This window comes from Streptosporangium sp. NPDC020072 (assembly GCF_040631445.1).
Lineage (GTDB): Bacteria > Actinomycetota > Actinomycetes > Streptosporangiales > Streptosporangiaceae > Streptosporangium.
The window spans coordinates 234,786-248,527 of the sequence record NZ_JBEYAB010000010.1; the positions used below are offsets into that span (position 1 = coordinate 234,786).

The 13,742-nt window shown below is 71.6% G+C and carries 12 protein-coding genes; 3 read left to right on the forward strand and 9 right to left on the reverse strand.

The window, feature by feature from the left end; genetic code table 11:
* Positions 1-34: 34 nt before the first annotated feature.
* From ABZ470_RS25135 to ABZ470_RS25170, 8 genes are all read right to left on the reverse strand, one after another.
* Positions 35-511, reverse strand: coding sequence for a GNAT family N-acetyltransferase (locus ABZ470_RS25135; protein ID WP_352016527.1), 477 nt, complete (start codon positions 509-511; stop codon positions 35-37).
* Between the two features lie 37 nt (positions 512-548).
* On the reverse strand, positions 549-1,871 hold the full coding sequence (locus ABZ470_RS25140) for a cysteine--tRNA ligase (RefSeq protein ID WP_362914216.1): 1,323 nt from the start codon (positions 1,869-1,871) through the stop codon (positions 549-551).
* 21 nt (positions 1,872-1,892) lie between these two features.
* Positions 1,893-3,740 carry a sigma factor-like helix-turn-helix DNA-binding protein gene (locus tag ABZ470_RS25145; protein ID WP_352016529.1) on the reverse strand — a complete coding sequence of 616 codons (1,848 nt, stop codon included), beginning with the start codon at positions 3,738-3,740 and terminating at the stop codon, positions 1,893-1,895.
* Between the two features lie 49 nt (positions 3,741-3,789).
* Positions 3,790-5,847 carry a UvrD-helicase domain-containing protein gene (locus tag ABZ470_RS25150; RefSeq protein WP_362914219.1) on the reverse strand — a complete coding sequence of 686 codons (2,058 nt, stop codon included), beginning with the start codon at positions 5,845-5,847 and terminating at the stop codon, positions 3,790-3,792.
* A 3-nt stretch (positions 5,848-5,850) separates the two neighbouring features.
* The gene (locus tag ABZ470_RS25155; protein WP_362914221.1) at positions 5,851-8,121 is read right to left on the reverse strand and encodes a hypothetical protein; all 2,271 of its coding nucleotides are present in this window, start codon (positions 8,119-8,121) and stop codon (positions 5,851-5,853) included.
* 177 nt (positions 8,122-8,298) lie between these two features.
* Complete coding sequence (locus tag ABZ470_RS25160; RefSeq protein ID WP_352016532.1) at positions 8,299-9,051, reverse strand: methyltransferase domain-containing protein; 753 nt, start codon at positions 9,049-9,051, stop codon at positions 8,299-8,301.
* A 129-nt stretch (positions 9,052-9,180) separates the two neighbouring features.
* Positions 9,181-10,245 carry an ABC transporter substrate-binding protein gene (locus ABZ470_RS25165; protein ID WP_352016533.1) on the reverse strand — a complete coding sequence of 355 codons (1,065 nt, stop codon included), beginning with the start codon at positions 10,243-10,245 and terminating at the stop codon, positions 9,181-9,183.
* 75 nt (positions 10,246-10,320) lie between these two features.
* Positions 10,321-10,557, reverse strand: coding sequence for a hypothetical protein (locus ABZ470_RS25170; protein ID WP_352016534.1), 237 nt, complete (start codon positions 10,555-10,557; stop codon positions 10,321-10,323).
* 109 nt (positions 10,558-10,666) lie between these two features.
* Between ABZ470_RS25170 and fdxA the strand changes: the two genes are divergently transcribed.
* The 3 genes from fdxA to ABZ470_RS25185 all read left to right on the forward strand — a co-directional run bounded on the left by fdxA (position 10,667) and on the right by ABZ470_RS25185 (position 12,876).
* Positions 10,667-10,993 (forward strand): ferredoxin, encoded by a 327-nt coding sequence (gene fdxA / locus ABZ470_RS25175; protein WP_352016535.1) that lies wholly within the window; start codon positions 10,667-10,669, stop codon positions 10,991-10,993.
* Between the two features lie 126 nt (positions 10,994-11,119).
* Positions 11,120-12,199 carry a succinyldiaminopimelate transaminase gene (dapC, locus tag ABZ470_RS25180; RefSeq protein ID WP_352016536.1) on the forward strand — a complete coding sequence of 360 codons (1,080 nt, stop codon included), beginning with the start codon at positions 11,120-11,122 and terminating at the stop codon, positions 12,197-12,199.
* A gap of 11 nt (positions 12,200-12,210) precedes the next feature.
* The gene (locus tag ABZ470_RS25185) at positions 12,211-12,876 is read left to right on the forward strand and encodes a DUF4178 domain-containing protein (RefSeq protein ID WP_352016537.1); all 666 of its coding nucleotides are present in this window, start codon (positions 12,211-12,213) and stop codon (positions 12,874-12,876) included.
* Here ABZ470_RS25185 and ABZ470_RS25190 read toward each other — a convergent pair.
* Complete coding sequence (locus ABZ470_RS25190) at positions 12,873-13,724, reverse strand: hypothetical protein (RefSeq protein WP_352016538.1); 852 nt, start codon at positions 13,722-13,724, stop codon at positions 12,873-12,875. The genes ABZ470_RS25185 and ABZ470_RS25190 overlap by 4 nt on opposite strands.
* Positions 13,725-13,742: the final 18 nt, after the last annotated feature.

Sequence of the window (13,742 nt, forward strand, 5' to 3'; positions counted from 1 at the left end):
ACGGTGACAGCCGGTTATCGGCGACGACGATGGGTCACAGCGGTGTCTCCAGGACGACGGAGCGCGTGGCGAAGCCGTTGCGCTGGTAGAAGCGGACCGCCCCCTCATTGCCCGCGTAGGCCGTCACCCCGGCGTACTGCGCCCCGTTGCCCCCGGCCCACGTCCTGAACTCGGCGACCAGCCTGCTGCCGATCTTCTGCCCCCGGTAGGCGGGCTGCACGTAGATGCTGCCCAGCGTCGCGACCGCGACCGGCCGCATCGGGGTCGGCCCCGACAGCGAGCCGGTCATGTGGCCGACGACCCTGCCCCCGTCGTCGGCGACCATCACCAGGCGCGCCGGGTCGCCCAGCGCGGCGGCGAAGTGGACCGGGCCGTGCTCCTTCGGCCAGTTCACGTCGAGAGAGGGGTCACGCCTGCCGGCGTCCTCGGCGAAGAGGGCCGAACTGCACGCCACGACCCCGTCGAGGTCGGCGGCCGTGGCCGGCCGTACGACAACGCCATTGTCACTCATGATCGGGACGCTACCGGTCGCCACCGACAAACGGCTTTCAGGAGGGCCGCACCGACCAGTCCTGCCCCTCGGGTGTGTCACGGACGAGCACCCCGAGACCGGCCAGCTCCGCGCGGAGACGGTCGGCGGCGGCCCAGTCTCCGGCCTCCCGCGCCCTCGGGCGCCGCTGGAGCAGCTCGGCCGCGCCCGGCGGCAGGCTCTCGGAGCGGCCGATCCCGCAGGACAGGTCGAGGCCCAGGACACGGTCCAGATGCAGGAACGCCTCAAGCCTGGCGCCGGGCGCGACCGCCTCGTCGCGTTCGAGCCCGCGCAGCAGGCGCAGCGCCAGCGGTGTGTCGAGGTCGTCGTCGAAGGCGTCCTCGATCGCGGAGACCGGCCCCGAGGGCATCGGGCGGCTCGGCGCCTCCGCCCACCCGGCCACCCGCGAACGCCAGCGCCGCAGCGTGGCGTCGGCGACGCGCAGGGCCTGCCAGGTGAGGTTCAGCCGCCCGCGGTGGCGGTGTTCGAGCAGCGCCAGCCGTACGGCCAGCGGGTCGAGACCGGCCCGGGTGACCTCCCCGAGCGCCGGCGCCCCGCCCGCGCGTCCGTCCAGTTCGTGCCCGTCGAACAGCAGGTGACCGGAGTGGGCCCAGTGGGCGACCACCTCGTGTCCGGTGACCGCGTCCGACTGGGCGCGTTCGTTCTCGTGGTGCGGGAAGCACAGGTCGATCCCGCCCACGTGCAGGTCGATCCGTTCGCCGAGGGAGCGCAGGGCCATGGCCGAGCACCCGATGTGACGGCCGGGCACCCCCCGCCCCCACGGCGCCCGCCAGGCGGGTTCCTCCTCGGTGGGCCGCCACAGCACCCAGTCGGCGGGGTGCCGCTTGCGCGGGCCGGCCTCCCCGGCGCGGGGCCGCAGCCGCTCGGGGCGGTTGCCGGACAGCTCGCCGTAGGAGGGGAAGGAGGTGGCGTCGAAGAGGACGGACCCGTCGGAGGCCGGATAGGCGTGCCCCCGCTCGACCAGCCTGGCGATCATCTCGATCACCGGGCCGACGGTCTCGGAGACCTCGGGGGAGTGCTGGGGCGGATGGATGTTCAGCGCGAGAGCCTCGGCCTCGAACGCGTCGCGCCGACCACGCCCCTCGGCCCCGTGGCCCGCGGGAGGGCGGCCCAGATCGGTGAGGCCCAGACAGCGGACGACCCGGACGCCCCGCCGTTCCACCACCCGCCTGACCAGGTCGGCCAGCAGACCGGCGCGCAGGTCGCCCAGGCTCGTCACACGCCCGGCGGCCGGGCCACAGCCGTAGACGCGCATCGAACGGGCACCCTGCGGGAGGACCGGTTCGACGCGGCGGTGCCGCGTGTCATACAGCCGTAGCATTCTTCGAGCCTACGGGAAGCCTCAGACGGCCCCCTCAAGAAGGACGAGAATGTCGCGATCGCCCCGGTCACGCAGCCGGGCGCCGACATCCTCCTTCGGAGAGCCGTCCGGCAGGCCGATGCGGGCGCCGATGAGACGTATGCCCTCGGCCTCCGAGGCGACGGGCGCGGTGTAGCCGATCAGGTGCAGGGCCCGGTTCAGTGGGGGCAGGGTCGCCGCCGCCGAGGGCAGGTAGCGGGTCAGCAGCTCGCCCCCGTCGGAGACCGTGAGGAAGACGTGGTCGCCCTCCGCCGCGTTCGCGGCCACCAGGATGGGGCGGATGGAGCCCATGGTCGGCTGGTTGTGCCAGCTGATCACCACGTCGCCGGACGGGGTCGAGGCGGTCAGCTGGCCTCCGGGGGCCATGCCCAGGTAGGCGGCGAACCCGGTGGGCAGCGGGGAGCCGGAACCGCGCAGGTGCTCGGCGTTGACGTCGACCCGGTGCCACCAGCGCCCGTCACGGCTGCGGAAGCACCGCCTGGTCGAGGAGACGTCCCTGCGGGGCTGGTAGTCCGACTGCTCCGAGCCCGCGACCCTGATCCAGCCGCGCTGGGTGCGCTCGAACCCGGGGCCGCCCGCGTAGGCGCGCACCGAGCTCTCACTCACGTCGTAGCGCGAGGTCAGGTTCGTCACGATGGTGTTGACCGAGGCCTCTCCGTTGGCCCGCTCGATCTCCCTGGCGATCATCTCTCGGATGCCGAGATACTCCTCGCCGCCCCACCTGGCCAGGCCGTACTTGTTGCGGTCGAGGCGCAGGAAGCGGTCGTCGGCGGTCAGCTGGTTGCGGATGCCGACCAGGCTGTAGTCCTCGCCGATGCGCTCCTGGATCTCCTCCGGCGTCAGCGCGGTGCCCGCGACCGCGAGCACCGCCTCGGCCTTGTCGTTGACGCTGCGCGGCCAGGGCACCACGTGCCCGTCGAGCACCCGCAACTGGGGTACGGCGATGAGCCAGCGTTCGGCCACGTCCTCGCGGATGCCGAGCTGGCTGACCAGCGAGACGGCCTCCTCAAGGGGGCGCGGCCCGTCGGTGAACAGCTGCCTGGTCTTCTCCCGCAGCTCGTCGGCGCCGCCCGCGACGAGCCAGCCGTCCACCTGGTCGTAGCCGGTGAGCAGGGTCCGCACGAACCGCCAGGACGGGATGCCCAGCGTGGCCAGGTCGCTGCGGTGCCACGGGACGGCGGCGGCCAGGTCGTCGGCGGGGACCGCGGAGCCGAGCCTGCCGCGCAGCCAGGAGACGTGCCCGACCAGCGGGGCGGCGTCCTCGCTCGTCAGCCAGGCCTCGACGTGGTCGCGCAGGTCGCGTTCGATCTGCCTGATGCGCTCCCTGGTCACGGAGAAACGCTGGGCCAGGTCGTCCAGCGTGGCCCGCTGCGAGGCGTAGAGGCGGTCCCTGGCGATGGCCCGCTGCCGCTCGTCCAGGGTCGCGAAGACCTCGTCGATCAGCTCGGGCAGCGGCCGGTCAGGACGGGTGGGGCGGGTCTGGCCGACGCTCTCCTCGGTGACGGGCTCCAGGAGGCGTTCGATGACCCCGGTGAACATCCGGTGCACCACCTCGCGTCCCAGGCCCTCCGGCGTGCTGACGCTCGAAGCCGGGTCGGAGAACCTGAGCAGGGGCAGGACGTCGCCGAGCATCAGGTGGCCCCAGCACGTCAGGGCGAGGTCGGCCAGGCGTCCGGCGACCTCGGACGTCCCGATGGTCGAGCAGGCCCGGTCGAGCGGGAGCGCCTGCCACCACGCCTCGGGAAGACGGGGGTCGGTTGCGATCGGCGCTACCTGGCCGGGAGAGGTCCAGCGCAGGGGGGGCGCGATGTCGCTCAGGCTGAGGTTCATTGAGGTCCAACCGGCAAAGGGGAATATATCCGCAGTTCAGAGTATGTCGTTAGGTCGGGAGAAAGGGGCTTGCTCGTCCGGAGTGGGACACGTAAAGAAGCTCCCTGGCTCGGGTACACGCGACATAGAGCAGGCCACGCTCCCGTTGGAGGTCGTGCGCCCGCGCGGTCGGGTCCTCCTCGGCCGGGGTGAGGGAGTCGGGAGCGGGCACGACACCGTCGGCGACTCCGATCACGGCGACCCGGCGGAACTCCAGGCCCTTCATGCCGTGCAACGTCGTCACCCGCACCCCCACCTCGCGCAGGGCGTCACGGGCGTCGCGCACGAGGCCCGCCGTCCTGGCGGCCACCCCGATCTCCTGGGGCGGCACGCCCTCCTGGACCCACTGTCCCACCTGTGTGGCCAGACCGGTCAGCTCTTCCTCCGGTGAATCGTAGGCACGGACCATCGGACGTGCCCCGTTCCGCGTCGCGCGGAAGCCGTACAGCTCCTGCACTCCGTCGACCAGGCCGTCCGCGGGGCCGCCGCCGCGCAACCGCACGCCCCAGGTGAGGATCTCCTGTGGAAGCCGGTACGACACCTGCAGACGCCGTCTGATCGCGTCGATTCCCACCGAACCGAGTGTCACCCGGGTGTCGAAGATCCGTTGGTGCGGGTCTCCCACGATGAACAGGTCGTCCCGCCCGTACGGCACCGCCGCCCGCAGCAGCCGCCACTGCGCCGGATGCAGGTCCTGCGCCTCGTCGACCACGATGTGCCGGTACGGCTCCCGCCGCGGCGCGCTGTCGGCCAGCAGGTCCCCGGTCGTACGGCCGAGCAGCTGACAGGCGTCGCCCGCGAGCTGGAGCAGGGTGCGCTTGCCGCGCTCCCTGAGCCGCAGGGTGACGTGCTCGACGGCCCGCCACACCTCGGTCCGCTCCTCGGCGGAGAGCCCGACGCCACGGCCCGACCTGGGGGCGTCGAGATACTCCTGCAGAGTCTTGAGGTTCTGCGCCAGCACGACCTGTTCCCACTCGCGCAGCAGGAAGGCCGGGCTGTGGCCGGTGTCGGTCTCCAGCCAGAGCGCGTTCACCTCGGCGGCCCCGGCCAGCGCGGGCGCCCGTCCCTCGGCCTCGGCGACGATGCGGTGGGCCAGCCGGTCCACGTTGCCGACCTCGATCCGCTTACGGGTCACCTCGTCCTCGATCAGCAGGTCGAGACGGGAGGCGAGGTCGGCGCTCAGCCGCTGGGAGAAGGTGACCAGCAGGATCTGACCCGCGCCACGCCTGGCCAGGAAGGCCGACCGGTGCAGGGCCAGCAGGGTCTTGCCCGTCCCGGCCCCGCCGGTGACCAGGGTCGGCTGCTCGTGGGTCTCCCAGCGGGCCAGGCGGTGCAGCGTCGGCTGGAGGAACACGCACCAGGCGGGCGCGTCGAGGACGTGGTTCAGCTCACGCGGGCTGCCCACGAAGATCGCACGGTCGGGGCTGCGCAGCAGCGCGGCGGTCAGGTCGTCGGGGTCGATCGGCCCGGAGGGAGGCGCGGTCGCCCGGCAGGCCTCAAGCTCCCGCCAGGCCCCGGCCATCGACTCACCCCTGGCCAGCGCGGCCAGCGGGGCGTACTGCGTGGCGGGCAGCAGGGGTTCGAGCGCCTCCAGGGTCAGCTCGTCGGTGATCTGCCTGACGAGGCCGAGCAGCCCGCGTTCGACGCCGAGCTCGGCCATGTCGGTGTCACAGGTGTCGGCGAACAGCCGGACCGAGGTCGCCCCGGCCGCCCTGAGCACGGCGGGCTCGATCCGTTCGAGCGCCTCGGCGTCCCACATCTCGACCACGCCGAGCGCGGTGTTGACGCTGAAACGGTGGCGTCTCGCGTAGGCCCAGGCCTCCGTCTCCGGCAGGACGGTCAGCAGCCAGTGGACGTCCCGGTGCCTGACCATGACGCCGCGATGGCCCTCGGCCAGCCTGAGGGTGACGACCCTGGGGTCCCTGGCCCCCCTGACCCGTTCCGGGTGTGGAGCCCCCGCCACGTTCTGCATGAAGCGGCGTACCGCGACGACGGCGTCCCGGCGCGCGGGCTGGGCCAGCGCGCCGAGTTCGGCGGGGAAGTCCGGGGAGATCGCGAGTCGGGGCATGGGCTAGGCCAGCAGGGACAACAGGTCGCGGTCCCCACGCTCTCTCAACCGGGCGAGCAGGTCCGGCAGGCCGACCTGCCCGGTCATGCCGACCCGGGTGGCGATGACCCTGGCCGCCTGCTCCGCCGTACCGCCGGGTGCCGTGTAGCCGACCAGCCGCAGCGCCCGCGCGACCGGCTCCGTGTCACCGCCCGCCGCGGGCAGGTGCCTGGCCCGCAGGACCCCCTCGTCGGACAGCGTCACGAACAGGTGGCCGCCGGGCTTGGCCCCCGCGTCCTCAAGGAGTGTCCTGAGCGATTCGAGGACGGGACGCTCCTGCCAGCTCAGGCCCAGCTCGCCGACCGCGCTCTGCACCCTGCGGGCGCTCCCCGGCGACAGGCCGAGATAGGCGGCGAACCCGCTGGGCAGCGGACACTCGACGCCCTGGAGGTGCTCGGCGGTGACGTCGATCCTGAGCCACCAGCGGCCGTCGGGCTGCCTGAAGCAGCGCCGGGTCAGCGAGACGTCCTTCAGCGGGCGGAACGGGCCCTCCCTGCGCTCCTCGTCCTCCTGGACGGGTTGCTCCTGCCGCGGAGACGGGGATCCCTGCTGTGGGGGCCCCTGCTGCGCAGGACGCTGCCCGGCGCCGAGGATGCGCAGCTGCGGGACGCCTGCGAGCCAGTCCTTGGCCACCTCGTGGTGGATGCCCAGGGAGGCGACCAGGTCGAGAGCCTTGGACATGGTCAGCGGGGGCTTGGCGCCGCTGATCACGTCGCGGGTGAGGTGACGCAGCTCGGTGATGTCCCCCTCGACGAGCCAGTCCTCGGCCAGCCGGTGGTGGGGCAGGGTGGCCAGCACGAACTGCCAGGCGGGCACGTCCAGCGAGCGCAGCTCACGGGCGTGCCAGGGCGCGACCGTGGCCAGACGGGCCTTGGGCGCGGCCTTGCCGAGCGCCCTGCCGACCTCCGCCAGATGCTCCCGGTACGGCTCCGCCTCCGCTGAGGCGAGCCACTCGCCGAGCCGGTGCCGCAGGGCGGCCTCGACCTCGTCGATGACCTCGGGCGGCACCGCGAAGAGCTTGGACAGGGCCTCGACGGCCGCGGGCGCGTCGGTGAACACCCTGTTCTGCGCGACGGCCCAGCTCCTGTCGTCGAGGTCGGCGAAGGCACCGTCGAGCAGCGCGTACAGGTCGCCCGGCTGGGGAGCCCGCTCGGCGACGGGCTCAACGGGCCCAACAGGCTCGGCGGACTCAACGGGCTCCGGTTCCGGCTCCCGCAGGGCCTCCGGTTCCGGTGCGACCTCTGGTTCCGGTGCGGCCTCCGGCTCGGGCTGAGGTTCCGGTTCGGGCTTCGGCTCGGGTCCGGTCTCCGGGCTCACGGCGGTCATCGGCTCGAAGAGCCCGCGCTCGGGAGTGGAACCCACCTGGGGCGGCGGCTTGGGGAGCGTGGACCCGGGGGTCCGCTTCGGCCGTACGGGAAGGGGGATCGGCTTGGGCTCGGGCGGGGCCGGGGGAGCGGCAGGGGAGACGGCCAACGGGACGTCCGGGGGAGCCGGAGCCTCCACGGGCTCCTCCCCGGCCTTGTCCGTGGCCCTCTCCGCGTCCTCCTTCTCGGCCTCGGAAGCCTCAGGCATGCCCTCGGACACGGCCTCAGGCGTGGCTTCGGGCGTGGTTTCGGGTACGGCCTCGGCGTCGTCCTGCGGGGCCTCCTGGGGGGCTTCTTGAGGAGCCTCAGGGGCGTCCTGCGGCGCGGCCTCCCCGGAGTCCTCGGAACCCTCGGAGCCCCCGATGTCCCCGGCATCCTCGATGCCCTCGGCGCTCGCGGCGTCCTCGGTCTTCCCGGCACCTTCGGCGCTCGCGGCGTCCTGGGCGGCCTCGGGGGCCTTGGCGCTTCCGGCGGCCTCGGCGTTCTCCGCGACGTCCTCGGCGGTCCCACCGGTACGGGCGGGTGCGACGCCGGGGGCGGCCAGACGGGAGAAGACCGCGCCGAACAGCGCGTTCAGCACGGGGAGCGGCTGAATGAAGGGCTGTTCGCGCAGCTCGTGACCGGTCAGGGCCAGCAGCCCCGCCCACGAGCCCGCGCGGTCGAGGGCGATGGCCGTACAGGGTTCGTCGGCGTCCTCGGGGTCCAGGACGTACAGGGCGGGCAACACGTCGCCGACGGCGGCGGCGGGCCAGTGCTCCAGGGTGATCCCGGCGAGGATCCCGGCTAACCGCTCGGGGCCGAGCAGGGCCAGCACCCGGGAGACGGGCAGGCTGCGCCACCACGCGCCGGGCAGTTCAGACTGGTCGCGCAAGAGTGGAATCGTGGCCGCGTCGCTCCAGCGGAGCGGCGGCACGAGGTCACTCAGACAGAAGTTCATCCGTTCCCTTCACCAGCCCCTCAAGCCGCCCGAGTCACTCCTCGTCGCCGGGGAACGAGACTCATGGAACAGACCATAGTCTGGCAAATCGCCCCAGCGCATCGGGTCTGGTCAGCGTCGTACGGCCGCGAAGCGGAGCCGCACGTAGTCGGCCATCCAACCGGTCTCCCGCCGCAGGGCGGGAGCGGCCAGTTCGTTCACCCGAAGCAGCAGGGATTCGACCAGCTCCACCGGCTTTCCCTGGATCAGGGAACCGGCGAACGTTCGCACCCAGTCGGCGGCTCCCCCCGGGCACTCGTCGAGCGGGGTCGGCCGGTCGAAGTACTCAAGCAGGCGGAGGGTGAAACCGCCCTTCTCCAGCCGTGTGGCGTATTCGGCCGGACTGGGGAAGTACCACGGAAGATCGGGTTCGGGGAGCCCGTGTTCCCGCCAGGCGGTGGACAGCGCCGCCGTCAGCGCGGCGCAGTTGCCGGCGCCGCCCATCTCCGCGACGAACCGCCCGCCCGGCGTCAGCGCCTGCCACACGTTGGAGATCACCGTGTCGGGCTCCCGCCCCATCCAGTGCAGGGCCGCGTTGGAGAAGACCGCGTTGTACGGCTCCGCGACCGTGAAGTCGCGCCCGTCCCCCACGATGAACTCAAGCCCGGGATGCAGGGAGAGCGCCTTCTCGATCATCGCGGAGGAGCCGTCGATGCCGAGCACCCGTGCCCCCCGTGAGCTGATCTCGGCGGTCAGCAGCCCGGTGCCGCAGCCGAGGTCGAGGACACGCTCCCCCGGCTGGGGGTCGAGCAGGTCGACCAGGGGCGCGCCGTGGGCCGAGACGTATCCGAAGCTGCTGTCGTAGGCGCGAGCGTTCCACCTCATCTGACTCGGGGTGTCGTATCGCAAGACGATCAGCTCACATTCCGAGACGCCACGGCCTCTTATCGGTCCTCCCCAGACACTTTAGAGCCTCAAAGATGTCCCGACATATCAGTCGCATCAGCCTCCGGCTTAACCGACCCTCTCCCCCCACTCCTTCTTGAGGTAGGTCTTGGCCGTGTCGGTCTCGGGGATCGTCAGGATCACCGGCTTCGCGCCGGTCACCGGGAGTCTGGCGGCGGCCTCGGTGTCCAGGGTGCCACGCATCTGCAGGGCCTCCATTCTGACAGGTCTGGCGTACCCCTTGAGGAAGAGGTTCTGACCCCGGTCGGAGAAGAGGAACTCCTGCCAGAGGCGGGCCGCAGCCGGGTGCGGGGCGTCCTTGTTGACGGCCTGGACGTAGTAGGCGCTGAGCACGCTGTCGCCGGGGATGGCGACCTTCCAGCCGTTCGCCTCGTGGGCCGCCCGCTCGGCGTTGTGGTAGTCCCAGTCGACCACCACGGTGGCCGCCCGCTCGTTCGCCGCGAGGTTGCCCGCCTTCTTCAGGCGGCCGAAGAAGGCGACTCCCCTGGCGGCCTCGGCCTTGCCCGCGCTGAGCGAGGCGGCCATCACCCCGTTGAAGGCGGCGGCCGTCTGCCGGGGGTCGCCGGGCAGCGAGACGCTGTAGCCGGGCTTGAGCAGGTCCTGGTAGGAGGCGGGCGTCGCGACCTTGCGCGGGTCGTAACCGATGGACATGTAGCCGCCGTATCCGGCGTACCAGCGCCCGCCGTAGTCCTTCAGGTTGTCGGGCACGTCCGGCCACTGCTGCACCCGGTAGGGGGCGAACATCGGGGCGTTGGCGACCGCGACCTCCAGGCTCAGGTCGAACACGTCCGGCTTGAGCTGCGCGGCGGCCTCGATCTCCCGGCGGCTGCTGGCCGCGGGCTCCACCTGGTTGACCTTGATTCCGTACTCGTCGGAGAAGGTGTCGATGATCTCGCCGTAGTTCACCCAGTCACGCGGCAGCCCGATGACGGTGAGCGAACCCTCTTTCCTGGCGGCCTCGACGAGGCGGTCCATCGTCGAGAAGCCGTCCTTCAGGGAGGCGGCCTGTGGCTTGATCGGCGGGAGCTTCCCGTCGTCCTGTGCCTGTGTGCCGCCGCATCCGGCGGTCGTGGCGATGAGGAGCATGGCGGCGGCGCTGATGCGTACGGTCACTCATCGAATACTCTCGGTGATCGCGCGGCGGGTCGAGGAGGCGCGGCCTTTTTTGGGAAACGACTGGGGAACGACTTACGTCCGGCCGGGCCGTCCGCCCTGGACGACCTTCGCCGCGACGAGTTCGGAACGGCGGATCTCAACGAGCGTGCCGTCGCGTTTGCGCACTCCGAGAAGATCGTCACGCCAGAACTCAAGTTCGCCGACGGCGTCACGGAAGCCCTCGGGAACACGACGCCGGGTAGTTACCCTTTTGCCCACGTCGGAAGGGGTTAGGGTGATTTTGAGGGCAGCGCTGATACCGAGGATCATCGTCTTTTGCCCCCTCCCGTTTCAGACATCTGGTGGGCACGGCAATACTAGGGCGTAGCAACCCGCGGTCGAAGTCGTGCCTAGGTGCGGATAAAAGAAGGAGCCCGAGGTGACCTACGTCATCGCGCAGCCTTGCGTGGACGTCCTGGACAAGGCGTGCATCGAGGAATGCCCCGTCGATTGCATCTACGAGGGCGAGCGCATGCTTTACATCCACCCCGACGAGTGCGTGGACTGCGGCGCGTGCGAACCCGTCTGCCCGGTTGAGGCGATCTTCTACGAGGACGACCTTCCCGACCAGTGGAAGGACTTCTACAAGGCCAACGTCGAGTTCTTCGACGACCTGGGCTCCCCGGGTGGCGCCTCCAAGATCGGCAAGATCGCCAAGGACCACTCCGTCGTCTCGGCTCTGCCCCCGCAGGCCGAGGAGCACTAGAAAACATCCCCGCGGGCGGGGGGCGACGCCGTCCGCCCGCGAGAGTCAGTCACCCGGACGTCCCGGGCGAAGAGGTCCCTTCTCCCGGCCGGTGAGGCGGGGGGACAGTCATCAGCGGGGAGAGCTGTGATCGGCCTGCCAGATTTTCCGTGGGATCGGCTCACGCCGCTCAAGACGCTGGCGCAGGAGCATCCCGACGGGATCGTCGACCTCTCCGTCGGCACCCCCGTCGACCCGGTGCCCCCTCTCGTACGGCAGGCGCTCGCCGACGCCTCCGACAGTCCCGGCTACCCGCTGACCTACGGCACCGAACGGCTGCGCTCCGCGGCCGCGGGCTGGCTCTCCCGCCGTCACGGGGTGAACCTGGACCAGGCCGACGTGCTGCCGCTGATCGGCTCGAAGGAGTTCGTCGCCTGGCTGCCGACCCTGCTCGGTGTCGGGCCGGGGCAGCGGGTGGTCTTCCCCGCGCTGGCCTACCCCACCTACGACGTCGGAGCGCGCCTGGCGGGGGCGGAGCCGTACGCGACCGACGGGTTGTTCTCCCTCGGTCCCGAGCGGGTGCCGCTCGTCTGGGTGAACTCCCCCTCGAACCCGAGCGGCAAGGTCCTGCCCGCCGAGCACCTGCGCAAGGTGGTCGCGTGGGCCCGTGAGCGCGGCGCCGTCGTGGCCTCCGACGAGTGCTACATCGAGCTGGGCTGGGAGGAACAGCCGATCTCGATCCTGCACCCCGATGTCTGCGGCGGCTCGCACGAGGGCCTGCTCGCGGTGCACTCGCTGTCGAAGCGCTCCAACATGGCCGGTTACCGGGCGGGCTTCGTGGCCGGAGACCCGGCGCTGGTCGGGCGGCTGCTCGAAGTCCGCAAGCACGCCGGGATGATCATGCCGGGGCCGGTCCAGGCGGCGATGGCCGTGGCGTTCGACGACGACGCGCACGCCGACGAGCAGCGCGCGCGCTACGCGGCCCGTCGCGCGCTCCTGCGCCCCGCCCTTGAGGCGGCCGGCTGGCGGATCGAGCACTCCGAGGCGGGCCTGTACCTGTGGGCGACCAACGGCACCGACTGCTGGAAGCAGGTGCGCTCGCTGGCGGACAAGGGCATCCTGGTCGCGCCCGGAGACTTCTACGGCAGGGCCGGCGCGGAACATGTCCGGATCGCCGTGACCGCGAGTGACGAGCGCATAAGTGCGGCGGTGAGCCGCCTCCAGTAGGATCGCGCGCCATGACCCCTGAGGTCGCCGCGATACTGGGACTGAGCGCGGTCACGCTCGTTCTGCTGCTGGGCGCGCTGTTCGCGACCACGCGCCAGGACAGGAGGCCACGCGGGTCCGGGGCCCCCGGCGAGTCCCCCGTCCAGGCGGCACAGGCCGCGGAGCCTGCCAGGCCGAGCGCGGGCCATGTCGGCATCGACTACCCCGACCCTCGCACGATCAAGGTCGGTGACACGATCGACTGCCAGGGCGTGCGGACCCGTGTCCTGGGTGCCCTGTACCTGTCGTCGCAGGGCGTCGAGTGGACCGAGTACCTCCTCGACGACGGCAGCCGTCGCTACCAGTGGCTGTCGATCGAGACGCGGACCGGTTCCGACTCCGACGCGCCGCACCTGGAGGTGCTGCTGTGGACGCCGGTGCCGACACAGGGCATGGTCCCGGCCAGGACCACGCTGAGCGTCGAGGGCGTCGAGTTCTTCCCCGTCGGCCGTGGCACCGCGGCCTTCCGTTCGGAGGGCGTCACCTTCATGCCCGAACGCGGCCTGCTCGACTTCGCCGACTACCGGGCCTCCGACGGCCGCCTGCTCTCCTTCGACCGTCCCCAGGACGAGCCCTGGACCTCCTCCTACGCCCAGCCCCTGGCCCCGGGCTCCATCACCATCCAGAAACGGGCCTAGGAGATGTCGACCTTGCCCTTGGGGGTGGTCGTGTCGGGCCGCCAGCCGTTCTCGCCGTCGGCGGACGTCCACGCCTGGCCGCTGTAGCGGACCCGCCGCAGCCCGAACTTCTGCGCGTGGGCGACCGACCAGCTCGCCATCAGCCAGCCGTCACGTGAGGACGCCGCCTCGAACGTGGCATTGGCGCCGAGCGCGTGCACGAGCCCGCGCATCGCCCTGTCCGCAGGGGGGCGCGGTGTCGTGGTGGCCGTGCCCGACGTGCGGGGGGTCGAGGTCGGCTCGGGGAACCAGCAGTGCACGGCCTTGGGCACCCGCCCGGTGAAGGCCGCCGCCAGGATCTTGCCCTCGTCCTCGTGCTGGGCGTAGGCCGACCCGTCGGCGGAGCGCTGCACCCGCTGCGCCGCCTCGTGGAGCGGCAACTTGAGGTAGCCCTTCACCTTGACCAGCGCGGAGAAGAACTTCCCCGACGCGTAGACCGGGTCGATCAGCTGCTTGGGGGTGCCCCAGCCCTGCGAGGGCCGCTGCTGGAAGACCCCGACGGAGTCACGGTCACCGAAGGGCAGGTTCAGCAGCTTGGACTCCTGGATGCCGGTGGCGTAGGCGATCACCACCGCCCGTTCGGGCAGCTTCCTGCGGGCGGCGACCGCCGCGATGACCGAGGCGACCTGGGCCTGGTCGATCTCCAGTTCGAGCGTGCCGCCGGGCGTTGTGATCTTGCACCCCTCACCGGTCTCCCGGAACGGCGTCACCCGGTTGATCAGGGTGAAGACCCCCACGGTGATGGCCGCGGCGAGCACGGTCACGATCGCGACGATCGCGATGACCCCTTTGGAGAAGCGCCGACGCACGCTGAAGAACCTACCGAT